The following is a 26,124-nucleotide window of genomic DNA, read 5'->3' on the forward strand; positions in this document are numbered from 1 at the left end:
CCAAGGCTTTCCCCATGGGTCTGAGGACGCAACCCCCAGCCCCCAGGAAGCCTTTCGATGACGGAACTGCTAGACGGCCTGACCCAGTGGATCAACCAGCACCACCAGTGGCTGGGCGTGGCCATCTTCATCATCTCCTTTCTCGAGTGCCTGGCCCTGGCCGGGCTGGTGGTACCCGGCACGGTGATCCTGTTCGCCGTGGCCGTCGCCGCCGGCAATGGCGCGCTCAACCTCTTCGATACCCTGCTGCTGGGCTTTCTGGGCGGCATCCTCGGCGATGCGGTGTCCTATTTCATCGGTCGGCGCTTCCATGAAGGCATCCGCCGCCTGCCCGGCTTGCGCACCCATCCGGAATGGATCGGCTCGGCCGAGGGCTTCATCCACAGATACGGCGTGGCCAGTCTGCTGGTCGGCCGCTTCATCGGTCCGCTGCGCCCGCTGCTGCCGCTGATCGCCGGCATGCTCGACATGCCCCTGGTCAAATTCGTCAGCGTCAGCCTGGTGGCCGCCGCCGGCTGGTCCATCGCCTACCTCGGCCCGGGCTGGGTGACCGGCGCCGCCTTCCGCCTGCCGCTGCCGGAGGGCTTCTGGCAACAGGCCGGCATCGTCTTCGGGGGCGCGGCGGTGCTGTTGACGGTGGTGGCCCACGGCACCTGGCGCGAGCGCGCCGGCACCACCCTGATCAGCGGCGCCCTCTGCCTGGCCGGGCTGCTGGCCCTGCTGTTCGGCTGGCACCACCTGCGCGCCTTCGACGAAGGCCTGATGGCGCTGGTCCAGGAGCATCGCGAGGGCTGGCTCAACCTGGTCGCCGTGGTCATCACCCGCATGGGCGATTTCCGTACCCAGCTGATCCTGGCCGCCGTGCTGATCCTGGTGCTGGCCGCCTTCCGCCAGTGGCGCCCGCTGCTGTTCGCCCTGGGCACCACCCTGGGGACCGCCCTGGCCAACGGCCAGTTGAAGAATCTGCTGGCCCGCGCGCGCCCGGACGTGCTCGCCGAGCCGCTGACCACCTACAGCCTGCCCAGCGGCCACAGTTCGGCCTCCTTCGCCTTCTTCCTGACCCTGGGCATCCTCGTCGGCCGCCGCTACGGTCCGCGCGGGCGCCTCGCCTGGCTGGTGATCGCCGCCCTGCCGGCGGTGCTCATCGCCCTCAGCCGCGTCTACCTGGGCGTGCACTGGCCCACCGACATCCTCGCCGGCGCCCTGCTCGCCGGCGGTTTCTGCGGCCTGAGCCTGGCGCTGTTGCAGAAGACCGGCGGCAATCGCCTGGAGCCGATTCCGACGCGGACCTGGTGGGTACTGCTGCCCCTGGTCGTACTGGTGCTGGCCTTCGCCGCCGGCTGGGCCCTGCCCGAAGCCATCGAGCGCTATGCGCCCCGGCTGTGAGGTCGCGGCCGAAAAAATCCGCGCCTGGTTCTGCAGTTCCGGTTCGATTGTGGTCTGAACGGCTGGAACTGCGGCGATGGGTGGGGAGACACGATAGATGGCAGCGCAGCTTGCCGACTGGAACGAACTGGACTTTCTCGCCGGCGGCGGCGAGATGGGCGCCCGGTTGCGCAGTCACGACTGGTCGGAATCCCCGCTGGGCCCGCCCTCTCAGTGGCCGCAATCTCTCAGGTCCGCACTGAGCATCTGCCTGAATTCCAGCTTTCCCACCGCCATCTACTGGGGCCCCGACCTGCTGCTGCTCTACAACGATGCCTGGGCGCCGATCCCCGCCGAGCGGCACCCCTGGGCCCTGGGTCGCCCGGCGCAGGAGGTCTGGCAGGACATCTGGCCGGTGGTGGGGCCGCAGTTCACCCAGGTCCTGACCACGGGCCAGGGCTTCTCGGTGTTCGACCAGTTGCTGCCGATGGTGCGCCAGGGCGTGGTCAGCGAGACCTACTGGAACTACAGCTTCACCCCGATCCGCGGCGAAGGCGGCGAGATCGCCGGGGTGTTCAACCAGGGCCACGAGACCACCCAGCGCATCCTCGACGAACGCCGGCGCGCCGCCGAGGCCGCGCGCCAGCGGCGGATGTTCGAGCAGGCGCCCGGCTTCGTCGCCATCGTGCGCGGCCCGGACCACGTCTTCGACTTCGTCAACGTCGCCTACAGCCGCCTGTTCGATGGCCGACCCCGCGAAGGCCTCACGGTGCGCGAGGTCTTTCCCGAGTTGCAGAGTCAGGGCTATTTCGAGTGGCTCGAACAGGTCTATCGCAGCGGTCGCCGCTTCGTCGCCGAGCACCAGCCCCTGCGCCTGGAAACCGCGGGCGAACCAGTCCGCACCCTGTACCTGGATTTCATCTACGAACCCCTGACCGACGAAAGCGGCCAGGTGATCGGCATCTTCTGCCAGGGGCAGGACGTCACCGAAGCCCATCTGGCGCGCGCCGCGCTGGAGGCCAGCGAACGACGCTTTCGCACCGCCCTGGAAATCGAGACGGTGGGCGCCCTCTGTTTCGACGCCGAGGGACGACTGATCGATGCCAATGACGCCTTCCTGCGCATGAGCGGCCATGACCGCGAGGACCTGGTCGCCGGGCGCATCGCCTGGCCCGCCCCGCTGCTGCCCCAAGCCGACGCTCAAGTGCCGCCCGAGGAGCGCGGCTATCGGCGCCGCGACGGCTCAACCGGCTGGGCCCTGGTGGCCGCCAAGCGCCTGCCCGATGGCAGCGCCTTCGAATTCCTGGTCGACATCAGCGACCGCAAGCAGGCCGAGGCCGAGTTGCGCGAGGAAACCCGCACCCTCGAAGCCCTCAAGCGCATCGACACGGAGCTGGCCAGCCAGCTGGATCTGGCGCATCTGGTGCAAACCGTGACGGATGCCGGGGTGGAGCTGACCGGCGCCCGCTTCGGCGCCTATTTCAATCACCAGGTCGACGACGGGGGCGGCTGTCTGCGGCTCTTCACCCTCTCCGGCGCCGAGCGCGCCGATTTCGAGCACCTCGGTGAGCCCGGCGCCACGGCCATGTTCGCCCCGACCCTGCAAAACGTGGGCGTGGTGCGTGCCGACGACGTGGCTACCGATCCGCGCTATGGCCAGTCCGCACCGCATCAAGGCCTGCCACCCGGGCACCTACCGGTGCGCAGCTATCTGGCCGTCTCCGTGGTGGCTCGCGACGGGCGAGTGCTGGGTGGCCTCTTCTTCGGCCATCCCGAACCAGGGCGCTTCAACGTCCGTCACGAACGCCTGATGGCGGCCCTGGCCGCCCGCGCAGCCATCGCCATCGAACAGGCCCAGCTGTTCCAGGCGGTGCGGACCGCCAACGAGACCCTCGAACAGCGGGTGATCGAACGCACCGCCGAGCTGACCCAGGCGCAGCAGGCCCTGCACCAGGCGCAGAAGATGGAAGCCATCGGCCAGTTGACCGGCGGCATCGCCCATGACTTCAACAACCTGCTGGCCGGCATCATCGGCAGCCTGGAGCTGATCGAGCGCCGCCTGCAGCAGCACCGGACCGACCAACTCGACCGGCTGCTCGGTGGCGCCCAGGCCTACGCCGCCCGCGCGGCCTCCCTGACCCAGCGGCTGCTGGCCTTTTCCCGGCGGCAGACCCTGGAACCCAAACCCACTGATGTGAACGAGCTGATGCTGGCCATGGAAGAGCTGATCCGCCGCAGCGTCGGCCCGGCGATCGAGGTGCAGGCCGAGCCGGCGGAGCCGCTGTGGCCAACGGTGATCGATGCCGTGCAACTGGAAAGCGCCCTGCTCAACCTGGCGATCAACGCCCGGGACGCCATGCCCCAGGGCGGCCAGCTGCGCCTGTCCACGGCCAATCTGCCGGAGGATGCGCCGGAACGACCGGAGGACCTGCCCGCAGGCGATTACGTGAGGGTCAAGGTAAGCGACACCGGGACCGGCATCGCGCCGGAGATCCTGGAGCGGATCTTCGATCCCTTCTTCACCACCAAGCCGCCGGGTCAGGGCACCGGGCTGGGCCTGTCGATGGTGCATGGTTTCGTGCACCAGTCGGGTGGCCAGATCCAGGTCGACACCACGCCAGGCGTAGGCACCTGCATCTCGCTCTATCTGCCACGGGCGCCGGAGGGCGACGCCCGCATGTCCTGAGCGACGCCTGGCGGCGCCGCTCAGTCGATCTCAAAGGCCGGCGCCATGGGGCGTGGTGCCGCCCTTCATCTGCGATTGCAGGTAGTTCTGCAGGCCGATCTTGTCGATCAGGCCCAGCTGCTGCTCCAGCCAGTAGGCGTGGTCTTCCTCGGTGTCTTCCAGCTGCACCACCAGGATCTCGCGGGTCACGAAATCCTTGTGCTGGTTGCACAGGGCCACGCCCTGGGCCAGGGCTTCGCGTACCTCGTACTCCAGCGCCAGGTCCGCGCGCAGCATCTCCGGTACGGTCTGGCCGACGGTGATGGCGTTGGGACGCATGTCCGGCGTGCCCTCGAGAAAGAGGATGCGGCGCAGCAGGGCATCGGCGTGCTGGGTTTCCTCTTCCATCTCGTGGCCGATCCGCTCGTACAGGCGCATCAGGCCCCAGTCCTCGTACATCCGCGAGTGGATGAAGTACTGGTCGCGCGCCGCCAGCTCGCCACGTAGCAGCTGGTTGAGGTAGTTGATGACGTCCGGATGGCCTTGCATGAAAAGAGTCCTGTGCTGTTCAGTGCCCAGTTTAGCGTGCCGGCGCCCAGAGGACGCCGTTCATCGCCCGACCACTGGGGCCGTTCGTCTCATCGCAGCGCTAATCGTTCTGCTTCACGATCAGCTTAGCCAGGGAGGCGGCGGTTCCTCGCGCACGCTGGGCTCGTCCTGCTCGCGCCGCGCGGCCTGGCGGCGCTCCTCGTCGCGCCGGGCGGCTTCGATCTCGCGCATCACCGCATGGACGTCGGCCTGGCCTTCCCGCTCGACGAATTCGCCGGTCAGGCGGGTATTGGCGAACAACTCGCCCTTCTCGAACAGCGCCCACATCTCCGGTGCATAGCGGGTCTTGCGCAATTCCGGGGCGAAGCGACCGAAATACAGCGCCATGTTCTCCACGTCCCGCGCCAGCAGGCGGAAGGCGTGGTTGTTACCGGCGGCGTCCACCGCCTGGGGCAGGTCGATGATCACCGGGCCATCCTCGGCCAGCAGCACGTTGAATTCGGAAAGGTCGCCGTGGACCAGACCGGCGCAGAGCATGCGCACGATCTGGCCGATCATCAGCTCGTGGTAGCGCAGCGCTTCCTCGGCGGTGAGGGTCACGTCGTTGAGCCGCGGCGCGGCCTCGCCATTGCCGTCGGTGACCAGGTCCATCAGCAGCACGCCGTCGAGGAAGTCGTGGGGCTTGGGCACCCGCACCCCGGCATCGGCCAGGCGATAGAGCGCCGTCACCTCGGCGTTCTGCCAGTTGTCCTCGCGCTCGCGGCGACCGAACTTGGAGCCCTTGGCCATGGCGCGGTTTTCCCGACTGCCACGCACCTTGCGCCCCTCCTGATACTCGGCGGCCTGGCGGAAGCTGCGCTTGTCGGCCTCCTTGTAGACCTTGGCGCAACGTACCTGGCTGCCGCAGCGCACCACGTAGACCGCCGCCTCCTTGCCACTCATCAGGGGCCGTATCACCTCATCGACCAAGCCGTCCTCGATCAGCGGCTCGATGCGTTTGGGAGTTTTCATCGCCGGTTCCAGCTCCTTCTTGTCGGTCGTCTCAGGGGGACGTGTGAGGCAAGTTTCAAGCCAGACGCCGAGAAAGGGAAGTCGGCGTCGCCCCTGAGCGTGCGACTCATCGAAGCGGACAAGATTCCTCAGCCGTAACCGATTGCACCCTCAGCCGCCGAAGAAGGCCAGGAACCGCCGCCACTCGGCCTGGGCCTCGGCCAGCTCCACCGGGGCGAAGCGCACCTGGTGATGGGCCGGGCACTGGGCCAGGCGCGCCAGGTCCAGCGGATGGATGAAGCCCAGCAGTGGATAGCCGCCCATGGTCTGGCGATCGGCCATGAGCACGATGGGCTGGCCATCCGGCGGCACCTGGATGGCTCCGGTCACCACGCCCAGCGACCACTGGCGACGCGGGGGCGCCAGGGGCACCGCGCCGGCCAGGCGGATGCCCATGCGATCGGACTGCGGACTGATGCGCCAGGACTGGGTGCAGAGCGCCTGCTGCTGCGCCGGGCCGAAGGCCTCGGCGTCGCCACCGAGGATCACCCGCAGGGTCGGCACCTCGCGATAGTCCGGCACGAAGCGCGCGGCCGGGCCGCAGCCGTGGGCATGCAGCGCACTCACCGCCGCGCAGCCCAGTCGCTGCCCGGCGGTGAGCGGCGCGCCCTGGCCTTCCAGTCCGCCCAGGCCTTCGCGTCGGTTGCTGGCCACGCTCCCCAGAGTCGCCGGCGCCTGGAAGCCGCCACCGGCGGCGGCCAGGTAGGCGCGCTGCCCGGACTGGGCGAAGCCCAGGCGCAAGCGCGCGCCAGCCCTTACCGGAAAGCACGACCAGGCCGGCAGGGGCTCGCCATCCAGGCGGGCGTCCAGCGGCGCACCGGTCAGCGCCAGCCAGGTGTTGGTCTCGATCTCGAATTCGGCGCCGCCCAGGGTGATCTCCAGCAGCGGCGCCGCGACCGGATTGCCCACCAGGCGATTGGCCCAGCGCGCGGCATGGCCGTCCATGGGCCCCGAGGGCGCCACCCCCAGGTGTTGCCAGCCCTGGCGCCCCAGATCCTGCAGCAGGGTCAGGGGACCGGGTTTGATGACCTGCAGTCCGCTCATGGCTGACCTCCCTGGGCGCGAAAGGCCGCTTCGTCGACGGGTACGAAGCGCACCCGATCACCGGGCGCCAGCAGGCACGGCGGCTCGGCGCGGGCATCGAAGACCGTCCACAGGCAGCGACCGATGAGATTCCAGCCGCCCGGCGACGCCTGGGGATAGACGGCGGTCTGGCGTTCGGCGATGGCCAGGCTGCCGGCGGGTACGTGGGTGCGCGGCGTGCTGCGCCGGGGCAGCGCCAGGCGCTCGTCCAGTTCGCCGAGAAAGGCGAAGCCCGGCATGAAGCCGATGGCGCCCACCTGATAGTCGCGACCGCTGTGCAGAGTGATGACCTCGCCCTCGCTCAGACCGCAGCGCGCGGCCACCTCGGCCAGATCGGGGCCGGCATAGAGCGTCGGCACCTGGTGCAGGCGTCCGCCCTCGCCCGCTGGCGCGGCGCCCGGCCAGTCGGCCAGCAGGGGCTCGAGTCCGGCCTGCAGCTCGGCCAGGGTCAGTTGCAGGGGATCGTAGTGCACCAGCAGGCTGGTCCAGCCCGCCACCAGGTCGGTCACCGCCGGGCCGAAACGCTGGCGAATCCGCTCGCCCAGGCGGGCGATGCGCGGCGGCAGCTCGGCATCGGGATGCTCGGCCAGTTCGAGCAGCAGCGCCGCGACACCGAAGGGCTTGCAGACGATCATAGGGCATCCAGCGCGGCGCGCAGCCGCCGCAGCACCGCCAGGGATTCGGCATTGTCGCCATGCACGCAGAGGCTGTCGGCCTGCAGCCGCATGGGCTGGCCATCGAAACCGGGAAAGTCTTCGCCGCGGGCGATGGCGACGGCCTGGGCGAGGATGCGCTCGGGGTCGTCATGGACGGCGCCGACCTGGCCACGCGGAGCCAGGGAGCCGTCGGCCAGATAGGCGCGATCGGCAAAGGCTTCCAGCAGCAGCGGCACCCCGGCGGTTTCGGCCAGCCGGCGCTCGCGATCGTTGTCGGCCTTGGCCAGCACCATCAGCGGCAGTCCCTGGCGATAGCGGGCGCAGGCGGAGAGCGCGGCGCTCAACAGGGCGTCGTCCTTGACCAGGGCGTTGTAGAGGGCGCCATGGGGCTTCACGTACGCGACGCGCACGCCCGCGGCGCGGCAGAAGGCGTCCAGGGCGCCGATCTGGTAGAGGACCATGGCTTCCACCTCGGCCGGGGTGCAGGCCATGGGCCGCCGACCGAAGCCCACCAGATCGGGATAGGCCGGATGGGCGCCGATCTGCACGCCATTGGCCACCGCCAGGGTCACGGCGCGCTGCATGGTCAGGGGATCGGCGGCGTGGAAGCCGCAGGCCAGGTTGGCCTGGTCGACCAGGGGAATGGCATGGGCGTCGTCGCCCATGGACCAGGCACCGTAGCTTTCACCGGAATCGCAATTGAGCAGCAGGCGAGCGGACATGACAGGATCCTCTGAGAAGGTAGCTCGAGTGTCGGAAAGCCGGAGCGCCGCTGTCCAACAAAAGATTCCGGGCGCTGGCGATAAGAAGCTGTTGCAACATTGGGGCTAGACCAGCACCGGCAAGGCGCGCTCCGGGCCCAGCCGCGTGCACCAGTCGGCCACCACCGTCTGGCTCAGGGCCACCACCGCCTCGCTCAGCGCCAGACCGGCGCCGCCATGCCAGCTGGCCTGGACATCGAAGGGCGGCGGGCCGGCCAGCGGCAAGGGCATGAGACTGCCACGGGCCAATTCCTCGATCACCAGGGCCGGCGGCAGGGCGCCGATGCCGAAGCCCTCGCCCATCAGCTTGATGATGGCCGCCACCGAATTGATGCAGCAGACCCGTGGCTCAGCGATGCCCTCGCGCTGCAAGAGGCCGAGGATGTCCTGGTGCGGGCGCGAATGGCGGGAAAAGGTGATCAGGCGCTCGCCCGCCAGTTCGGCGAGATTGGCGTAGGGTCGCGCCAGGTGGCTGTCGCTGGCCACCAGCCAGCGCACCGGATAGCTGGCCAGGTGCAGATTGCGGATGCCCTCGGCGCGTAGCAGATCGGTCTGGAAGATCAGGTCGAGTTGCCCCCGCGCCAGTTGCTCGGCCAGATTCAGCGCCGTGTCCGCGGTCAATTCCAGCTCGATGGCCGGGTAGGTCTGGGTGACCGCGGCGATCAGCTGATCCAGCCAGCTGTGGATCACCGTATCCATCACCCCGATGCGCAGGCGGCCCTCCAGGGTCTGGCCATGGCCCAGGGCCTCATGCAGCTCGCGCTGGGTGGCCAGCATCCGCTCGGCGTAGCCCAGTACCCGATGGCCCTCGGCGGTCAGGCTCACGCCGCGGGAATCGCGCAGGAACAGTTGCACGCCCAGTTCGCTCTCCAGCACGGCGATGCGACTGGAAATGGCCGCCTGGGTAGTGGACAGCTTTTCCGCCGTCAGTCGGAAACTGCCCAGGCGGGCGACCCAGACGAAGGTATCGAGAAAGCGCAGATTCATGGGGACCTCGACAAGGCTACCCCGCCACTTTACCCCCACCGGCGGCCTTGTCTGCCCCGCTTTTCCCTATCGGCGGCGAACAGTTTTATTTGCTGGACGTCAGCTCCACCGGCGGCGAAAGATGCCAGCCGGCGCCACGCCAAGTGACGTCCGACAACAATAACGAGCCGTGCCGCGAGGCACTGCCTGGATCAGCCGAAGCCGCCCGCGGCTTCCTACCGTCCGCCGCACCGTCTGCCCGGAGCGCGGTGGACCCGCTGGAGACATCCACCTATGCAAACCACCGTCAACCTCTGGCCGCTGCTGGGCGTGCTGGTCATCGTGGTCGGCTTCGTGCTGAGGTTCAATCCGCTACTGGTCGTCGCCCTGGCCGCCGTGGCCACCGGGATCGCCGCCCAGTTCAGCCCCGAGGCGCTGCTCGCCGCCATCGGTACCGGCTTCATCAAGGCGCGCGCCCTGCCGCTGATCATCCTGCTGCCGCTGGCGGTGATCGGCCTGCTCGAACGCCACGGCCTGCGCCTGCATGCGCAAAACTGGATCGCGCGCTTTCGCAACGCCACCGTCGGCCGCCTGCTGATCTTCTACCTCTTCGTCCGCGAGACCACCGCCGCCCTGGGGCTGACCAGCCTCGGCGGCCATCCGCAGATGGTCCGCCCGCTACTGGCGCCGATGGCCGAAGGCACCGCCGAAAAAGTCCATGGCCGCCTGCCCGAGGCCCTGCGCCAGCGGCTGCTGGCCTTTTGCGCCGCCACCGACAATGTCGGCCTGTTCTTTGGCGAGGACATCTTCGTCGCCTTTGGCGCCATCGCCCTGATGCACACCTTCCTGCTCGGCGCCGGACTCGATGTCGAACCCCTGCACATCGCCCTCTGGGGCATTCCCACGGCGCTCTGCGCCTTCTTCATCCACGCCCTGCGCCTGCACCGCTTCGATCGCCAGCTCTATCGCGAGCTGACCGCGAACCGGGAGGTGCGGCCATGATCCTGTCGATCCAGTACCTGTTCTGGCTGGCCGGCGCCATCCTGGCGCTGACCGCGGTCATGACCCTGGCCGATCGTCAGCACCCCAAGCGCTGGACCAGCGGCCTGTTCTGGGGCCTGTTCAGCCTGGTGTTCCTGATCGGCGATCGCCTGCCACCCGCCTGGGTGGGCGCCGGGGTGCTGCTGATGGCGGTGCTGGCCGGCTGCGGTGCGGTGGGCAGCGGGCATCACGCCAGTCGCCCCGAGCGCGAGACCCGCGCCAGCGCCGGCCGCCTGGGCAATCGCCTGTTCATTCCGGCATTGGCCATTCCGGTGGTGACGGTGATCGGCAGCGTGCTCCTCAAGGACGTGCAGATCGCCGGTCTGCCACTGCTCGACCCAAAGAACGTCACCTTCGTCTCCCTCGGCCTGGGCGCCCTGGTGGCCCTGGCGCTGGCCTGCTGGCTGACCCGCGACACCCCGATCCAGGCGATGCGCGAATCGCGCCGCCTGACCGATGCCCTGGGCTGGTCGCTAGTGCTGCCCCAGGCCCTGGCCATGCTCGGCCTGGTCTTTACCGACGCCGGCGTCGGCAAGGCAGTGGCGCACCTGGCCACCGCCTACGTGGCCCTCGACCTGCGCCTGGTGGCGGTGGTGGTCTATGTGGTGGGCATGGCCGCCTTCACCGTCATCATGGGCAACGGCTTCGCCGCCTTCCCGGTGATGACCGGCGGCATCGGCGTGCCGGTGCTGGTGGGCGTCTACCACGCCGATCCGGCGGTGATGGCCGCCATCGGCATGTTCTCCGGCTACTGCGGCACCCTGATGACGCCCATGGCAGCCAACTTCAACATCGTCCCGGCGGCCCTGCTGGAACTGGACGACAAGAATGCCGTGATCAAGGCCCAGGTCCCCACCGCCCTGGCGGTGCTGGCCTGCAACGTGGTGCTGCTCTATCTGCTGATGTGAGGTATCCCATGACCCTGCTGCTTACCGGTTTCGCGCCCTTTGGCGGCGAGACCCTCAACCCCTCCTGGGAAGCCGTGCGCCGGCTGGATGGCGAGCGCCTCGGCGACCTAACCATGGTCGCGGCGCAGCTGCCGACCGAATTCGGTGCCGCGCTCAGGGTGCTGGATGAGCTGCTCGAACGCCATCGCCCGACCCTGGTGGTGGCGGTCGGCCAGGCCGGCGGGCGGGCCGAGCTGTCGCTGGAGCGCGTCGCCATCAACGTCGACGATGCCCGCATCCCCGACAATGCCGGACGCCAGCCCATCGACGAGCCGGTGGTGGCCGGCGGCCCGGCGGCCTATTTCAGCACCCTGCCGATCAAGGCCATGACCCGGGTCCTGCGCGACGCCGGCATTCCCGCGGCGGTGTCCCAGACCGCCGGCACCTTCGTCTGCAACCACGTCTTCTACGGCCTGCAGCATCGCCTGCAGGGCAGCGGGGTACGCAGCGGCTTCATCCATATCCCCTATCTGCCGGCCCAGGCCGCACACCAGCCCGGCGCGCCGTCCATGGCCCTGGAGACCCTGATCGCCGGCCTGCGCCTGGCGCTCACCTGCGCGGCGACCACCCGGGCGGACCTGCGCGAAGGCGGCGGCCAACTGGACTGACCCTCGCAGGCGCTGCGGCGGAGGACCAGTCGGGCCGGCTGGCCTACAATGCCCCTCCGCCGCCGCTGCGATTAGCTCATGTCCACCCTGCCTGCCGACTGGCGTCACCCCCTGCTGCACCGCCGCGTCTGGGCCCTGGCCGCGCCGATGATCCTGTCCAATCTCAGCGTGCCGCTGGTGACCCTGGTCGACAGCGCCATCGCCGGCCATCTGCCCGAAGCCCGCCAACTCGCCGCGGTGGCCATGGGCGGCGCCTTCTACACCGCCCTGCTGGGCATCCTCGGCTTCCTGCGCATGGGCACCACCGGCTTCGCCGCCCAGGCCAGCGGCCGCGGCGACGGCGCCGCCCTGCGTCAGATCCTCCTGCAGGCCGGCCTGCTCGGGCTGGGTCTGTCGCTGCTCCTGCTGCTGGCCGCCAGCCTGGCGCTGGAGCCGCTGCTCGCCTGGCTCGGCCTGGAGCCCGCCTTCGCCGACCTGGCCGCGCGCTTTCTGCACCTTCGCCTGCTCGGCCTGCCCGCGGCGCTGCTCAGCTACGCGGTGATCGGCTGGCTGCTCGGCACCCAGGATGCGCGCACGCCGCTGGTGCTGCTGCTCACCACCAATGCCCTGAACCTGCTGCTGGTGACCGGCTTCGTGCTCGGCCTCGGCGCCGGGGTACAGGGCATCGCCCTGGCCTCGGTGCTGGCGGAATGGAGCGGCATGCTGCTCGGCCTCTGGCTGGTGCTGCACCGCCTGCGGCTGTGGCCCGGCCGGATCGACCGCCCGGCGCTGCGTCGCCTCGCCAGCTGGCGACCGCTGCTGGCGGTCAACCGCGACATCTTCATCCGCTCCCTGGCGCTGCAGGCGGTGTTCCTGCTATTCGCCGCCCAGGGCGCCCAGCTGGGCGAGACCACGGTGGCGGTCAACGCCCTGCTGCTCAATGGCCTGCTGGTGACCGCCTTCGCCCTCGACGGCCTCGCCCATGCGGTGGAGGCCCTGGCCGGCCATGCCCTGGGCGCGCGCGAGGGCGCCACCCTGCGCCGGGTGCTGGTGATCGCCGGTGGCTGGTCACTGCTGGCCAGCCTCGGCTTCGCCCTGGCCTTCGCCCTCGGCGGCGATCTCTTCATCGCCCTACAGAGCGACATCGCCGCGGTACGCCAGGCGGCTCACGCCTACCTGCCCTATCTGGCCGTGCTGCCGCTGATCGCCATGGTCAGCTACCTGCTGGACGGTCTCTTCATCGGCGCCACCCGCGCCCGGGAGATGCGCAACTCGATGCTGCTGGCCCTGTCGCTGGCGCTGCCGCTCGGCTGGCTGCTGCGCGGCCTCGGCAACCACGGCCTGTGGCTGGCCTTTCTCGCCTTCATGGCGCTGCGCGGCCTGATCTCCGCCCTGCTCGCCTGGCGCCTGGCCCGCCGCGAAGGCTGGCTCAGCGACGACGGCAACGCCTGACGCTGCGGAACCGCCGGGTCGGCGCTCGCCTCAAAGTCGGACATCCCCTGCCGAGAGCGCTGCCATGAGCGAAGACACCCGCGATCAGGAACCCCTGGACACCCCCGCCGAAGGCGACGACGTCCCCGAGCACCAGAAGCCGGAAAATCTGGAAAAGCTCAAGGATTACGGCAAGGACCAGATTCCGCCCGGCATCGCCTGACGCCAACCCTGAACCTCTCGACAAAAGCCGTCGACAGCGGTGGCAAAGCCCCGGCGGAGCTCTTAGCATCCGTCGGGTTGAGTGGGCCCAAGGGCCTTCGTGAAGGGAATCCGGATCACCATGACCGTCAGGTCCTACCTGTCGCCTATGCGCGCGCCCCTGTTGGCGCTGCTGGCGCTCGTCCCGGCGCTGGCCCAGGCCGTCGACGGCTACGCCGGGATCGCCTTCGGCACCGAGCAGAAGGCCTTTCTGGCGAAAAAGCTCTGCACCTTCCAGCCGCGCAAGATCGACGTCGTCGGCGTCGAGTATTTCGAGTGCACTGACCTGACCTTCGCCGGTGAAAAGGTCGAGGCCGGCGCCTTCTTCATCGATGGCCGCTTTCTGCGCCTGTCCATCGTCACGCCCCTGGCGCAATCCTTCCTGATCGCCGAGGGCCTCACCCAGAAGTACGGCAAGCCCTCTTCCCAGTCGTCGGCCGCCGCCTTCGAGCGCCTGACCCAGGACGACGACGCCCAGGCCTATCTGGCTTTCGATCACGACACCGTCGTCTACAAGTTCAGCGCCCAGGCGGCGCGCAAGAAGCAAGTCCTGCTGATCTACACCTCACCGCGTTACGAACCCCTGCTCAAGGAGAAGCAGTTGCAGTTCGTCAAAGACTCTCTCTAAACATCCGGTTACAGCTCGTCGGACAATTGGGCCCTTGGCCATCAAAGTGTTGCCCCGTTCACGTACGGCCGGAAACAAGCCATGAACAATGGCAGATAGCCACGGTCAGAACGCGGGCAAGGAGCCCCTTCCTGTAACCGGCTACTTACGGACGTCGTTCCTTCGGGAGTCCTACCATGACCGAACCTGTCGCACCGCGCGCCTTGGCGCCGCAGCGTTCCCGCTTTCGTTTGCCCCAGTGCTTTGGCTCCAGCTGCACAGGTTCTCTTTTGAAAAGGATCATTCAATGAACACTCGCAATCTCTGGGTCGACTATGCCAAGGCCATAGGCATCGTGCTGGTCGTCTACGGCCATGTCGTCCGCGGCCTGCTCAACGCCGGCATCCTGCAGGACGCCGAATTCCACGGCCTGGTGGACAGCGTCATCTACAGCTTCCACATGCCGCTGTTCTTCTTCCTCTCCGGCCTGTTCTTCTACAGCTCCTTCATCAAGCGCGGCACCGGCGGCCTGTTGGTGAACAAGATCGACACCATCGTCTATCCCTTCCTGGTCTGGTCGCTGCTGCAGGGTTCGGTGGAGGCGCTGATGTCGCGCTACACCAATGGCGGCGTCAGCTTCAGCGAAGTCCTGACGGTCTGGGAGCCACGCCAGCAGTTCTGGTTCCTCTATGCGCTGTTCCTGGTGTTCTGCCTGGCCATGCTCGCCTATCGTTGGGCCAAGCCGCTGGCCTTCTTCGCCGTGTTCGCCTTTGGCGCCCTGGTCTATCTGTTCCAGAACGCCGGCCCGGAAGACTTCTTCTTCACCTTTACCGCGCAGAACTTCGTGTTCTTCGCCTTCGGCGTCTGGTTCAACAACTTCAAGCAGGCCATCGAGGAACAGGCCGGTCGCGTGATGCTGGGTTCGGGTATGCTGTTCGTGGTGCTCGAATACTGGTTCCACGGCCTGCTGGGCCTGGTCTACACCGATCGTGGTCTGGCCACCCTGGTGCTGGCGCTGAACGGCATCGTCTTCGTCAGCAGCCTCTGCATGGTGCTGGCGCAGCGGCCGCTGCAATGGGTGCTCACCCTGGGCGCGCTGTCCATGCCCATCTACGTGATGCACGTGCTCAGCGGTAGTGGCGCTCGCATCGTCCTGAGCAAGGGCCTGCACATCAACGACGGCCTGCTGCACATCGTCGCCGGTTGCGCCTTCGGCATCCTGGTGCCGGTGGCCATCGCCAAGCTGCTGGAAGCCCGCGGCATCAACGGTCTGTTCGAGGCGCCGGCGTGGATCTCCGCCCGGCGGTGGCTTCGGCCCAAAGCAGAAACCCCCCGCCCCGCCGTCTAAATGACGACACCGGCCAGGGCGCCCTGCGCGCCCTGGCCGGCGCGGCAGAGCTTTCGGATCACCGCGCAAGAGCCAATAAAAAACCCGCTGCCAGTCACCTGGCAGCGGGTTTTTTGTTGGCTGAAGCCCAGTGGCTTCAGCCGGCTACGCGGATCACTGGCTGGCCAGCACCTGGCCGTTCTTGACTTCCAGTTGCTTGCCCGGCTCGTGGTCCATGCGGACCTGGCCGATCTTGCCATCCAGCAGGTACTTGACGTCATAGCCGACCACCTTGTCGCTGCTGTCGTTGACCGTGCTGCAGCGGGTCTGGGTGGTGGTGTAGGTGTCGCGGTTCTGCATGTATTCCTGACCCTTGTTGCCGGCGTAACCACCGCCCACGGCACCGGCGATAGTCGCCAGGGTCTTGCCGCTGCCGTTGCCGACCTGGTTGCCCAGCAGACCGCCGACGACCGCGCCTACGGCGGTCCCGGCGATCTGGTGTTGGTCCTGAACAGGCCGCCGATGCGTCACCGCGACCTCCTTGCAGACCTCGCGCGGGGTCTTGACCGTTTCCTTGACCGGCTGGACGGCGACGACCTCGGCGTACTGAGGCCCGCGGTCGACGAAACTGTACGCCACGGCGCCACCAGCGGTGGCGACGATGGCTCCCAGAACCGTACCTACGAGCATCGACTTGTTCACTACAACCTCCTGACTACTCTGTCATAGCGGGCACCTGGCCCTTTGCCATGCCTGGGACATCAGGGACGGTCGTCGAGTTCCTTGGCTTGCGGGGGAATCAGGTCCTCGCTCTTCAGGTCCAGCCAGATCAGCACCACGTTGGCGATATAGATCGACGAGTAGGTACCGGCCAGCACGCCGATGAACAGCGCCAGGGAGAAGCCGAACAGGTTGTCGCCGCCAAAGAACAGCAGCGCCGCCACGGCCAGCAGGGTCGAGATCGAGGTGGCCAGGGTGCGCAGCAGGGTCTGGGTGGTCGAGACGTTGATGTTCTCGATCAGACTGGCCTTGCGCAGTACCCGGAAGTTCTCCCGCACCCGGTCGAACACCACGATGGTGTCGTTGAGCGAGTAGCCGATGATGGCCAGGACCGCCGCCAGCACCGTCAGGTCGAAGGTGATCTGGAAGAACGACAGCAGGCCCAGGGTCACCACCACGTCGTGCACCAGCGAAATGATCGCGCCCACGGCGAACTTCCACTGGAAGCGGAAGGCCACGTAGACCAGCACGCTACCCAGGGCCAGCAGCATGCCCAGGCCGCCCTGGTCACGCAGTTCCTCGCCCACCTGCGGACCGACGAACTCGGTACGGGTCAGGGAGAAGCGCTCGGTGCTCGCCTTCTGCAACGCGCTGGTCACCTGCTGGCCCAGCTGCGGGTTGTCACCCGGCATCCGGACCAGGACATCGGTGGTGGCGCCGAAGCTCTGCACCACCGCCTCCTCGAAGCCGGCGCCCTGCAGCTCCTGACGGATCTTGCCGAGGTCGGCGGGTTGCTCGTAGCGCAGCTCGATCAGGGTACCGCCGGTGAAGTCCAGGCCGAAGTTCAGCCCCTTGTAGAACCAGCTGAACAGCGCCAGAACGGTCAGGAGCGCGGTGATGGCGAACGCGATGTTGCGTACGCCCATGAAGTTGATGGTCTTTTTCATCGCCGCGTCCTCAAATCCACAGCTTCTTGACGTTCCGGCCGCCATAAATCAGGTTGACCATGGCACGGGTCACGAAGATGGCGGTGAACAGGGAGGTGAAGATACCCAGCGACATGGTCACGGCGAAGCCCTTGACCGGCCCGGTGCCCATGGCGAACAGGATGGCGCCCACCAGCAGGGTCGTCAGGTTGGAGTCCAGGATCGCCGTGAAGGCGCGACTGAAGCCCTCATGGATGGCGCGCTGGATCGGCATGCCGTTGGCGATCTCTTCGCGGATCCGCGAGAAGATCAGCACGTTGGCGTCCACCGCCTGACCCATGGTCAGGACGATACCGGCGATGCCCGGCAGGGTCAGGGTGGCATGCAGGATGGACATCAGAGCCATCAGCAGCACCATGTTGAAGCCCAGGGCGATGGTCGCCAGCAGGCCGAAGAAGCGGTAGATGGCGATCAGGAACAGCGAGACGAAGACCATGCCCCACAGCGAGGCATCGATACCCTTCTCGATGTTGTCGGCACCCAGGCTTGGGCCGAGGGTGCGCTCCTCGGCGAAGTACATGGGTGCGGCCAGGCCACCGGCACGCAGCAGCAGCGCCAGTTCCGAAGCCTCGCCCGAGCCGTTCAGGCCGGTGATGCGGAAGCTGTTGCCCAGGGCCGACTGAATGGTCGCCAGGCTGATGATGCGCCGCTCCTCCTCGAAGCCGGGCACCGCCACTTCCTTCTGTACGCCGTCGACGGTCTGGGTGGTGTAGCGGGTGACCGGACGCTGCTCGATGAACACCACGGCCATGCTGCGGCCGACGTTGCTGCGGGTGGCGCGGTTGATCAGGTCGCCGCCATGGCCATCCAGGCGGATGTTGACCTGGGGCCGGCCGTTCTCGTCGAAGCTGGCCGAGGCGTCGGTGACCTGGTCACCGGTGATGATGACGTTACGCTCCAGCGGTACCGCCGGACGACCAGGCTCGCGGAATTCGAAGCTCTCGGTGGAGGCGCGCGGGGTGTCCGCGGTGGCGGCCAGGCGGAATTCCAGGTTGGCGGTCTTGCCGAGGATGCGTTTGGCTTCGGCGGTGTCCTGCACGCCCGGCAGCTCGACCACGATGCGGTCGGCGCCCTGGCGCTGCACCAGCGGCTCGGCCACGCCCAGTTCGTTGACCCGGTTGCGCACCGTGGTCAGGTTCTGGGTGACGGCATAGTTGCGGATCTCGCGCAGCTTGGCCTCGGTCAGCTGCAGACGCAGCACCTGCAGGTCACCACGGGTGTCGGTGGTCAGCTCGAAATCGGTGTAGTTCTTGCGGATCAGGCTCTGCGCCTGCTGCAGATCGGCGGCATCGGTGAAGCCCAGCTGCAGGGCGCCGTTCTGGTCGGGCATGCTGCGATAGCGCACCTTCTCGCGACGCAGCAGGGTCTTGACCTCGTTGTCATAGACCTTCAGGCGCGCGTCCACGGCCTTGTCCATGTCCACAGCCAGCAGGAAGTGCACACCACCGGACAGGTCCAGGCCCAGCTTCATGGGGCTGGCACCGAGCTTGCGCAGCCACTGCGGGGTGGTGGGCGCCAGGTTCAGGGCGACCACGAAGTCGTCGCCAAGGGTGCGGCGGACCACTTCCTGGGCCGGCAGCTGATCGTCGGCGCGCATCAGGCGGATCAGCACCCGGCTGCCGCTCTCGTTGACGTCGCTGGATTTCACGGCGAGTTGCGCCTGCGCCAGAGCCGCGTTCACCCGCTGCACATCGGCAGGGGTCACCGTGCGTTCGGTGCTGGAAGCGCTGATCTGCAGGGCCGGATCGTCGGGGTACAGATTAGGAACCGAATAGATGGCGCCCACGACCAGTACGGCCAGGATCAGCAGGTACTTCCAGAGGGGATATTTGTTGAGCATGACACCGCCCGAGATAAAGGCGGGGCGCCTTGCGCGCCCCGATATTAGCTAGATTGAGGAAGACTCAGAGGGCCTTCAGGGTGCCCTTCGGCAGGGTCGCGGCAATGGCGCCCTTCTGGAACTTGAGCTCGACGTTGTCGGACACTTCCAGCACCACGAACTCGTCGGTGACCTTGTTGATGCGACCGGCGATGCCACCGGTGGTCACCACTTCGTCACCCTTCTGCAGGCCGCCGATCAGGTTCTTGTGATCCTTGGTGCGCTTGGCCTGGGGACGCCAGATCAGGAAATAGAAGATCACCACGAAGCCGATCAGGAAGATGAACTGAATGTATTCACCTCCCGGTGCAGCGTTGGCGGCCGGCGCGGCAGCTTCCTGGGCCTGGGCCGTGGAAATCAGAAAACTCATTGCACTACTCCTTGCAGAGTTGGATGACGGAAAAAGAAGAGATGCCGGGGGTCGCTCGCCGCCGTTCCGACCGCCTTGAGACCCTGCTCACGCCCCCGACGAAGGACGCGCGAGCGTCGTTTCGCCAGGGTGATCGGACAGGGGCTTTCAGCTGTCGAGCGGCGGCGTAGGCAGGCCGCGCCGAGCATAGAAGGCGTCCACAAAGTCGGCCAATTTACCCTCTTGGATAGCCTGGCGCAAACCGGCCATCACACGCTGGTAATACCGCAGGTTGTGGATCGTATTCAGCATACTCCCCAGCATTTCCCCGCATTTATCCAGATGGTGCAGATAGGCCCGGGAGAAATGTTTGCAGGTGTAACAGTCGCAGCTGGGATCCAGCGGCGTCTCGTCGTGACGGTGCACGGCATTGCGCAGCTTGAGGACGCCGGTGTCGATGAACAGGTGGCCGTTGCGGGCATTGCGGGTGGGCATCACGCAGTCGAACATGTCGACGCCACGGCGCACGCCTTCCACCAGGTCTTCCGGCTTGCCCACGCCCATCAGGTAGCGCGGCTTGTCCGCCGGCAGGTGCGGCGGCAGGAAGTCCAGTACCCGGATCATCTCTTCCTTGGGCTCGCCCACCGACAGGCCACCGATGGCGTAGCCGTCGAAGCCGATGCCTTCCAGGCCCTCCAGTGACCTCAGGCGCAGCTCTTCGTGCATGCCGCCCTGGACGATGCCGAACAGCGCCGAGGGATTGTCGCCATGGGCTTCGCGGGAGCGCTTGGCCCAGCGCAGCGACAGCTCCATGGAGCGGCGCGCGGTGTCGAAGTCCGCCGGATAAGGGGTGCACTCGTCGAAGATCATCACGATGTCCGAGCCCAGGGCGCGTTGCACCGCCATGGATTCCTCGGGGCCCATGAAGACCTTGGCGCCGTCCACCGGCGAGGCGAAGTAGACGCCCTCTTCCTTGATCTTGCGCAGCGCGCCCAGGCTGAATACCTGGAAGCCGCCGGAATCGGTGAGGATCGGTCCCTGCCACTGCATGAAGTCGTGCAGGTCGCCATGGCGCTGGATCACCTCGGTCCCCGGGCGCAGCCAGAGGTGGAAGGTGTTGCCGAGGATGATCTGGGCGCCGATGTCGGCGACGCTGTCGGGCAGCATGCCCTTGACCGTGCCGTAGGTACCGACCGGCATGAAGGCCGGCGTCTCGACCACGCCGCGGGGAAAGGTCAGGCGACCGCGACGGGCCTTGCCCTCGGTGGCCAGCAATTCGAAATTCATGAAACTCATATCAGCTCTCCGGGCCCTGGGCCCCGGGATTGCGGGTGATGAACATGGCGTCGCCATAACTGAAGAAGCGATAGCCCTCGGCCACGGCCGTGGCATAGGCGGCCATGGTCTCGCGGTAACCGGCAAAGGCCGACACCAGCATCAGCAGGGTCGACTCGGGCAGGTGGAAGTTGGTCACCAGCGCATCGACCACGTGGAAGGGCCGACCGGGATAGAGAAAGATGTCCGTCTCGCCGGCGAAGGCCTTGAGCTCGCCGTCACGGGCGGCGCTTTCCAGCGAACGCACGCTGGTGGTGCCGACGGCGATCACCCGGCCGCCACGGGCGCGGCAGGCGGCCACGGCGTCCACCACGGCCTGGTCGACCTGCAGCCACTCGCGGTGCATGTGGTGGTCTTCGATCTTTTCCACCCGCACCGGCTGGAAGGTACCGGCACCGACGTGCAGGGTGACGAAGGCGGTCGCCACACCCTTGACGCGGATGGCCTCCAGCAGCGGCTCGTCGAAGTGCAACCCGGCGGTGGGCGCGGCCACGGCGCCGGCATTGCGCGCATAGACGGTCTGGTAGCGCTCGCGATCCTCGGCTTCGTCGGGCCGGTCGATATAGGGCGGCAGCGGCATGTGGCCGACCCGCTCCAGCAACGGCAGCACCGGCTCGGCGAACTTCAGCTCGAACAGGGCCTCGTGGCGCGCCACCATCTCGGCTTCGGCGCCGCCGTCGATGAGGAGGCGGCTGCCCGGCTTGGGCGACTTGCTGGACCGCACATGGGCCAGCACCCGCTCCTCGTCCAGCACCCGCTCCACCAGGATCTCCAGCTTGCCGCCACTGGCCTTCTGGCCGAACAGCCGCGCGGGTATCACCCGGGTGTCGTTGAACACCATCAGGTCGCCGGGCCGCAGATAACCCAGCAGATCGGCGAAGTGGCGATGGCTCAGTTCACCGCTGGGGCCGTCGAGCACCAGCAATCGACTGCCGCGGCGCTCGGCCAGCGGATGACGGGCGATGAGGGATTCGGGGAGGTCGAAATGGAAGTCGGCGACGTGCATGGCAGGTAGATCTCGAAAGGCCGCACAGCTTACCGGAAGCGGCCTTTTTCACCAACGCACTTTGGATTGACCGGGCCTGCCCGCGTCCCTATACTCCGCCGCCATTGCCCCGGTGGCGGAACCGGTAGACGCGGCGGATTCAAAATCCGTTTCCGAAAGGAGTGGGAGTTCGAGTCTCCCCCGGGGCACCAAGCTGTACCTTCCAGGCATCCGCTGCGCTACCTGGAAGCTGAAGAAACCGCCCCTGAGGCGGTTTTTTTGTGCCTGCTGATTCCGCTTCCGGATTTCAATCAGACTTTCGACCGCCTTCAGCCCTGACTGGAGGGCGGACTCACGAAAAGGCCCGTTCATGACGGGCCTTCTTTTCAGTTCACTCGAATCAGCTTCAATCGCTGGTCCGCCGGCACCTGATCGATGGTCAGCATCGTCAGGTCCTGTCCGGTGTTCTTGGCCATCACGGGCGCGCCCAGATCACCGCTCGAAGAGTCCGGCAGTTTGAACATGGCACCGGTCAGGGGATCTACGATCAACATACCGATCAGACCGCCGAACAGGATGTTGCCCCAGTACCAGCCGCTCATGCTGCTGCTGAGCCGGGTCGTGGTGTCGGCGTAGCCGTCCTTGTGGAAGGTAACGGTATAGGCTTCTCCCTTGAAGTAGCCGCTGCCTGACTTGAGTGTCACGGTTCCAGGCGTGGTGCCGGTGTGGACGACCTCACCCGAACGATTCTTGATGGTGAAGCTGGCACCGACGGGCGTGCTCTTCACAGCGACCGGATACTGACTGTTGCCGACAATGCTCGCACAGCCACTCAGGGTGAGCAGACAGGCAACAGACAAAACGGAGATAGTGGTACGACAGGCTTTCATGCTGACTCCCTTGGCAGACTTCCAGTGCCTTCATTGGCAAACTGCATTGCGCAGCGGGCGGCATTCTACCTAATGAGAAACGCATCACAATCCTCTTACTATATTCAGATGACCTCCTGTCGTCTTAACAGGTGATCACAGCAGCCTTGATCGACCCCCCAGACGTCCTTCAGAAACAGCCTGGGATCTTCCTCACTCCCCTTGAAGACGTATAGGCCGGAGTGCTATCAGGTCAGGGCTCTGAAAACTTAGCGCCCGCCTCTTGAACTCGCGGAAGTATGCCTCTTGAAAATTCTACTTTGGGGCCTCGCCCTGCTACTGACCGGCTGCAACCACTACAGCCCGGCCGGCTCCGTCTGCGAACCCAGTCCGCTGAGCGGCGAGGACTGCAAGAAGTCGCAACCGGTCGGCAACTACCTGATGGATAAATATCGGGAATGGCAGCGTTACCAGTAGGCTGGCGTCTGCCCGAGACCTGCCGAGACCAGAAGATGCGCCCGTGCCTTCCCCTGCTCCTCGCCCTGCTGCTAACCCTGAGTGGCTGCGCCGTGCAGCAACCGGCCCAGCCAGCCGGTGCAGCTATCGACCTGGATCGCTCGCCCAGCTGGACCCTGCAAGCCCGGTTGCACAGTGCGCTCTATGGCTGCGAATTGCTGGTGCTGCACGGCAACAATGCCCGCCTGGCGGGCGAGCAGGGGCGGCTGGCGGACTTTCGCCAGCAGCTGAGCAGTTGCCAGACCCAGGCCACCGCCGAAGAAAAGCAGGCCATGGGCCAGTTACCCACCGGCCAGGATCGCCTGCTGCGCAATGCGCAAAAGGCCTACCTGGCCGCCTGGCAGCGCTATCTGGCCGAACTCACCATCGATCATCCGGCCGATCTGCAGCAGAAGCAGTCTTATCTTAAGGCGCGATCAGCGCTGCTCGAGGTGGCGTCAAAACGCCCGGACATCCGCACTGAGCCCGGCAAACGATCGGATAGCCAGCTGACAACCGGCAGCTGAAACCCGAGGGCAAAGCATGCAATAGTAAGACATCGATACGGACGCGAGATCTTGCGCATGGAAACGCTCTCCCCCCTCTCCCAGGTGGCGGTCAAGGACCTGGAAACGGCCCAGGCCCCTGCCCGCTTCTCCACCGCCTTCATCGAGCGCCTGCTCTCGCGTTGCGAGACGCGCATGGACGAGATGGAAGCCTGCCCCGACATGAGCGCGGATCTGCGCCTGATCCACATGCAGAACGTCGATCTGCTGGTGCGTACCGTGGTGGGCGAGTGCCGCCATCGGGATCAGATCCGCCGCGTGCAGCGAATCCTGAGCTTCTGCGAAGCCCACGCCGGCTGGCTGCAGCCGCAACCGGTCGTGAGCAAGGGCGCCGCCTAGCGGACGGCGCCGCCGGGCCCTAGCCGGCCCGGCGCAGCAACAGCACCCCGGCCACGGCGCAGAGCAGCGCCGGTGCCAGCACGGCCAGCAGCGGCGAGAAGCCGAACACCAGGCTGGAAGGCCCCAGCAGATCCTGGAAGATCCGCAGGGCGAAGCCGATGATCACCCCGGTGAAGATCCGCTGCCCCAGGGTCACCGAGCGCAGCGGGCCGAAGATGAAGGAGATCGCCATCAGCACCAGGGCGGCGGTCACCAGCGGCTGGAAGATCTTCGACCAGAACGCCAGCCAGTAGCTCTTATTGCTCAGCCCCTGATCGGCCAGGTAGTGGATGTACCACCACAGCCCGGAGATCGACAGCGCATCCGGCTCCATGATCACGGTGTCGAGCACCTGCGGGGTCAGCTCGACGTTCCAGATGACCTTGGGCTCCTGGCGCACGCTGGTCTGGCGATTGCCGAAGTCGGTGATGCTGACGTTTTCCAGTTCCCAGTGATCGCCGCGATAGATGCCGCGCTGGGCGAAGCTGGATTGCAGCAGGTGGCGATTGTCGTCGAATTCGTAGCGGGTCACGCCCAGGAGCAGGCCATTGGGCTGCACCGCGTTGACGTGGGTGTATTCGTGCCCCTGACGATGCCAGAGACCGTGGCGCGAACTCTGTGCCTTGCCGGCGCTCTGGGCCAGGGCCCGCCCACTCTGCGCCAGGTTCTCCGACCAGGGCGCCACGTACTCGCCGATCAGGATGCCGGCGATGAGCAGCACGAACATCGGCTTCATCACCGCCCAGACGATACGCCCCAGGGAGACGCCGGCGGCACGCATCACGATCAGCTCGCTGCTGCTGGCCAGGGTGCCCAGGCCGATCAGGCAGCCGATCAGCGCGGCCATGGGCAGCATCTCGTAGGCCCGGCGCGGCGTGGTGAGCAGGACGAACTTGAGCGCCTCGATGACGCCGTAGTTGTCGTCGAAATCGCCGAGCTGGTCGATGAAGGCGAACAGCAGGGCCAGACCGACGATCACCCCCAGTACCGCGAGGATGCTGACGAAGACGGTGCGACCTATGTACCAGTCGAGCTTGTTCATGCCGCTACCTCCGGCTTGTGACCGCGCAGACGCGCCTTGAGCGGTTCCCAGAAGGCCAGCAGCAGGCCGAGCACCAGGAACAGCAGGTGCACGCCCCACAGCCCGATGGCCGGCGGCAGGCGGCCCTTGTCCAGGGCGCCACGGGCGGCGATTAGCAGCGACAGATAGGCCATGTACAGCAGGATCGCTGGCAGCAGCTTGAGGAAGCGACCCTGGCGCGGATTGACCTTGGCCAGGGGCACGGCGATGAGGGTCACCACGAATACCAGGATCGGCAGCGACAGCCGCCACTGCAGCTCGCCGCGATACTGCAGCTCGCTGCTGCGCATCAGTTCGCCGGTGGAGACGGCGTCACGCTCGCTGATGTCTTCGCTGACCGCGGGCTTGGGCAGGAGCACACCGTAGGTGTCGTACTGCACCGCGCGGTAGTCGGCCTGGCCCGGCACGCCGTCGTAGCGGAAGCCGTTCTGCAGGATCAGGTAGCGACTGCCGTCCGGGTGGATTTCCTGCCGGCCGGTGTCGGCCACCAGCACGCCCACGCCACGGTCCTTGCCGCCGGCGGTGGAGGTGTTGCGCTCGGAGATGAAGACCCCGCCCAGCTGGCTGCGATCCGCCGACAGGCGCTCGGTGTAGGTGACCCGCGAGTTGTCCCTCAGGGACTGGAAGCGACCCGGTTCGAGGGTATCGAACTCGGTCATGGCATCCTGCTGGTTGAGGATGGTGGTGACCTTCTGCACGCCCAGCGGCGCCAGCGACAGGCTCAGCCAGGCGACGATCAGGGCGACCACCGCGGCCGGGGCCATGCTGTAGGCCAGCAGGCGGCGCGGACTCATGCCGGTGGCGGTGAGCACGGTCATCTCGCTGTCCAGGTACAGCCGACCATAGGCCAGCAGGAAGCCGAGAAACAGGCCCAGCGGCAGGATCAGCTGCAGGAAGCCGGGGATGCGATAGGCCATGATGAGCAGGAGCACGCCCGGATCCAGCAGGCCCTGGGCCGCCTGGGCCAGGTACTTGATGAAGCGGCCGCTCATGATGATCACCAGCAGCACGGCACTGACCGCACCGAGGGTGGTGAGAACTTCTCGAGACAGATAGCGGAAGACGATCAAACAGGATTCTCCAGGGTTGTCAGGCTCTGGCGCGAACGCTCACACTAGCTCGGCTGCATGGCTTGCGTTGCAAGGCCCACCCGTTGAAGGCCGATCGCCGGGAAAGGCCCTGGCG

27 protein-coding genes and 1 tRNA gene are annotated in these 26,124 nt (G+C 66.9%); 13 read left to right on the plus strand and 15 right to left on the minus strand.

Translation table 11 applies throughout. The features are described 5' to 3' along the window. The first annotated feature begins 57 nt into the window (after positions 1-57). Together CFE50_RS09935 and CFE50_RS09940 are read left to right on the plus strand one after the other, a co-directional pair. On the plus strand, positions 58-1,386 hold the full coding sequence (locus tag CFE50_RS09935) for a bifunctional DedA family/phosphatase PAP2 family protein (protein ID WP_286733131.1): 1,329 nt from the start codon (positions 58-60) through the stop codon (positions 1,384-1,386). 97 nt (positions 1,387-1,483) lie between these two features. Continuing rightward, positions 1,484-4,051, plus strand: coding sequence for an ATP-binding protein (locus CFE50_RS09940; RefSeq protein ID WP_286733133.1), 2,568 nt, complete (start codon positions 1,484-1,486; stop codon positions 4,049-4,051). A 30-nt stretch (positions 4,052-4,081) separates the two neighbouring features. On the opposite strand, the gene bfr is transcribed toward CFE50_RS09940, so the two are convergent. The 6 genes from bfr to CFE50_RS09970 form a co-directional block, all read right to left on the minus strand. Then, complete coding sequence (gene bfr, locus CFE50_RS09945) at positions 4,082-4,579, minus strand: bacterioferritin (RefSeq protein WP_007159675.1); 498 nt, start codon at positions 4,577-4,579, stop codon at positions 4,082-4,084. 120 nt (positions 4,580-4,699) lie between these two features. Next, entirely contained in the window at positions 4,700-5,590 is an 891-nt protein-coding gene (locus CFE50_RS09950) for a PA4780 family RIO1-like protein kinase (RefSeq protein ID WP_027597213.1), read from the minus strand. A gap of 150 nt (positions 5,591-5,740) precedes the next feature. After that, positions 5,741-6,673 carry a 5-oxoprolinase subunit C family protein gene (locus tag CFE50_RS09955; RefSeq protein WP_286733137.1) on the minus strand — a complete coding sequence of 311 codons (933 nt, stop codon included), beginning with the start codon at positions 6,671-6,673 and terminating at the stop codon, positions 5,741-5,743. Then, positions 6,670-7,347 carry a 5-oxoprolinase subunit PxpB gene (pxpB, locus tag CFE50_RS09960; protein ID WP_286733139.1) on the minus strand — a complete coding sequence of 226 codons (678 nt, stop codon included), beginning with the start codon at positions 7,345-7,347 and terminating at the stop codon, positions 6,670-6,672. Before pxpB ends, CFE50_RS09955 begins: the two co-directional genes overlap by 4 nt. Then, positions 7,344-8,090 (minus strand): 5-oxoprolinase subunit PxpA, encoded by a 747-nt coding sequence (locus tag CFE50_RS09965; RefSeq protein WP_286733141.1) that lies wholly within the window; start codon positions 8,088-8,090, stop codon positions 7,344-7,346. The genes pxpB and CFE50_RS09965 overlap by 4 nt, the downstream gene beginning before the upstream one ends. Before the next feature lie 105 nt (positions 8,091-8,195). Then, entirely contained in the window at positions 8,196-9,116 is a 921-nt protein-coding gene (locus CFE50_RS09970; RefSeq protein ID WP_027597217.1) for a LysR family transcriptional regulator, read from the minus strand. Positions 9,117-9,389: 273 nt separating this feature from the next. Between CFE50_RS09970 and CFE50_RS09975 the strand changes: the two genes are divergently transcribed. The 7 genes from CFE50_RS09975 to CFE50_RS10005 all read left to right on the plus strand — a co-directional run bounded on the left by CFE50_RS09975 (position 9,390) and on the right by CFE50_RS10005 (position 15,317). Next, the gene (locus CFE50_RS09975; RefSeq protein WP_241809975.1) at positions 9,390-10,097 is read left to right on the plus strand and encodes a DUF969 domain-containing protein; all 708 of its coding nucleotides are present in this window, start codon (positions 9,390-9,392) and stop codon (positions 10,095-10,097) included. Next, complete coding sequence (locus CFE50_RS09980; RefSeq protein WP_027597219.1) at positions 10,094-11,044, plus strand: DUF979 domain-containing protein; 951 nt, start codon at positions 10,094-10,096, stop codon at positions 11,042-11,044. Before CFE50_RS09975 ends, CFE50_RS09980 begins: the two co-directional genes overlap by 4 nt. Before the next feature lie 8 nt (positions 11,045-11,052). Then, the gene (pcp, locus tag CFE50_RS09985) at positions 11,053-11,691 is read left to right on the plus strand and encodes a pyroglutamyl-peptidase I (RefSeq protein ID WP_286733144.1); all 639 of its coding nucleotides are present in this window, start codon (positions 11,053-11,055) and stop codon (positions 11,689-11,691) included. A gap of 78 nt (positions 11,692-11,769) precedes the next feature. Next, a complete protein-coding gene (locus CFE50_RS09990) occupies positions 11,770-13,122 on the plus strand; it encodes an MATE family efflux transporter (protein ID WP_286733147.1) in 1,353 nt (450 codons plus the stop codon). A 64-nt stretch (positions 13,123-13,186) separates the two neighbouring features. Next, positions 13,187-13,324, plus strand: a complete 138-nt coding sequence (locus CFE50_RS09995) for a hypothetical protein (RefSeq protein WP_286733149.1) — start codon at positions 13,187-13,189, stop codon at positions 13,322-13,324. Between the two features lie 120 nt (positions 13,325-13,444). Next, a complete protein-coding gene (locus CFE50_RS10000; RefSeq protein ID WP_286733151.1) occupies positions 13,445-13,990 on the plus strand; it encodes an HI_1492 family protein in 546 nt (181 codons plus the stop codon). Positions 13,991-14,276: 286 nt separating this feature from the next. Beyond that, positions 14,277-15,317 (plus strand): acyltransferase family protein, encoded by a 1,041-nt coding sequence (locus CFE50_RS10005; RefSeq protein ID WP_286733153.1) that lies wholly within the window; start codon positions 14,277-14,279, stop codon positions 15,315-15,317. 153 nt (positions 15,318-15,470) lie between these two features. On the opposite strand, the gene CFE50_RS10010 is transcribed toward CFE50_RS10005, so the two are convergent. The 6 genes from CFE50_RS10010 to queA form a co-directional block, all read right to left on the minus strand. Continuing rightward, positions 15,471-15,998 carry a glycine zipper 2TM domain-containing protein gene (locus tag CFE50_RS10010; protein ID WP_007162948.1) on the minus strand — a complete coding sequence of 176 codons (528 nt, stop codon included), beginning with the start codon at positions 15,996-15,998 and terminating at the stop codon, positions 15,471-15,473. Positions 15,999-16,057: 59 nt separating this feature from the next. Beyond that, positions 16,058-16,963 carry a protein translocase subunit SecF gene (secF, locus tag CFE50_RS10015; RefSeq protein ID WP_027597224.1) on the minus strand — a complete coding sequence of 302 codons (906 nt, stop codon included), beginning with the start codon at positions 16,961-16,963 and terminating at the stop codon, positions 16,058-16,060. A 10-nt stretch (positions 16,964-16,973) separates the two neighbouring features. Further along, on the minus strand, positions 16,974-18,842 hold the full coding sequence (secD, locus tag CFE50_RS10020; protein ID WP_286733159.1) for a protein translocase subunit SecD: 1,869 nt from the start codon (positions 18,840-18,842) through the stop codon (positions 16,974-16,976). 64 nt (positions 18,843-18,906) lie between these two features. Then, on the minus strand, positions 18,907-19,251 hold the full coding sequence (gene yajC, locus CFE50_RS10025; RefSeq protein WP_007162951.1) for a preprotein translocase subunit YajC: 345 nt from the start codon (positions 19,249-19,251) through the stop codon (positions 18,907-18,909). A 147-nt stretch (positions 19,252-19,398) separates the two neighbouring features. Continuing rightward, positions 19,399-20,517 carry a tRNA guanosine(34) transglycosylase Tgt gene (gene tgt, locus CFE50_RS10030; protein ID WP_286733362.1) on the minus strand — a complete coding sequence of 373 codons (1,119 nt, stop codon included), beginning with the start codon at positions 20,515-20,517 and terminating at the stop codon, positions 19,399-19,401. Between the two features lie 10 nt (positions 20,518-20,527). Continuing rightward, entirely contained in the window at positions 20,528-21,571 is a 1,044-nt protein-coding gene (gene queA / locus CFE50_RS10035; RefSeq protein ID WP_241809302.1) for a tRNA preQ1(34) S-adenosylmethionine ribosyltransferase-isomerase QueA, read from the minus strand. A gap of 106 nt (positions 21,572-21,677) precedes the next feature. Between queA and CFE50_RS10040 the strand changes: the two genes are divergently transcribed. Then, positions 21,678-21,762 (plus strand) — tRNA-Leu (locus CFE50_RS10040). A 174-nt stretch (positions 21,763-21,936) separates the two neighbouring features. Here CFE50_RS10040 and CFE50_RS10045 read toward each other — a convergent pair. Then, positions 21,937-22,440: a hypothetical protein gene (locus CFE50_RS10045; protein WP_286733163.1), complete on the minus strand. Its 504-nt coding sequence runs from the start codon at positions 22,438-22,440 to the stop codon at positions 21,937-21,939. A gap of 285 nt (positions 22,441-22,725) precedes the next feature. On the opposite strand from CFE50_RS10045, the gene CFE50_RS10050 reads away from it, so the two are divergent. Genes CFE50_RS10050 through CFE50_RS10060 form a run of 3 tightly spaced genes read left to right on the plus strand, consistent with a single transcriptional unit; the run spans position 22,726 to position 23,819 of the window. Next, positions 22,726-22,896 carry a hypothetical protein gene (locus tag CFE50_RS10050; protein ID WP_186375268.1) on the plus strand — a complete coding sequence of 57 codons (171 nt, stop codon included), beginning with the start codon at positions 22,726-22,728 and terminating at the stop codon, positions 22,894-22,896. 35 nt (positions 22,897-22,931) lie between these two features. Then, complete coding sequence (locus CFE50_RS10055) at positions 22,932-23,441, plus strand: hypothetical protein (RefSeq protein WP_286733165.1); 510 nt, start codon at positions 22,932-22,934, stop codon at positions 23,439-23,441. Positions 23,442-23,498: 57 nt separating this feature from the next. Continuing rightward, positions 23,499-23,819 (plus strand): hypothetical protein, encoded by a 321-nt coding sequence (locus tag CFE50_RS10060; RefSeq protein ID WP_286733168.1) that lies wholly within the window; start codon positions 23,499-23,501, stop codon positions 23,817-23,819. Between the two features lie 19 nt (positions 23,820-23,838). Here the strand turns inward: CFE50_RS10060 and lptG are convergent, their stop codons facing one another. Together lptG and lptF are read right to left on the minus strand one after the other, a co-directional pair. After that, positions 23,839-24,900, minus strand: a complete 1,062-nt coding sequence (lptG, locus tag CFE50_RS10065; RefSeq protein WP_286733170.1) for an LPS export ABC transporter permease LptG — start codon at positions 24,898-24,900, stop codon at positions 23,839-23,841. Further along, the gene (gene lptF / locus CFE50_RS10070) at positions 24,897-26,009 is read right to left on the minus strand and encodes an LPS export ABC transporter permease LptF (RefSeq protein WP_286733171.1); all 1,113 of its coding nucleotides are present in this window, start codon (positions 26,007-26,009) and stop codon (positions 24,897-24,899) included. Before lptF ends, lptG begins: the two co-directional genes overlap by 4 nt. Between the last annotated feature and the right edge of the window lie 115 nt (positions 26,010-26,124).

The organism is Pseudomonas sp. PGPPP4 (genome assembly GCF_002256045.1).
GTDB classification, from domain to species: Bacteria; Pseudomonadota; Gammaproteobacteria; order Pseudomonadales; family Pseudomonadaceae; genus Chryseomonas; species Chryseomonas oryzihabitans.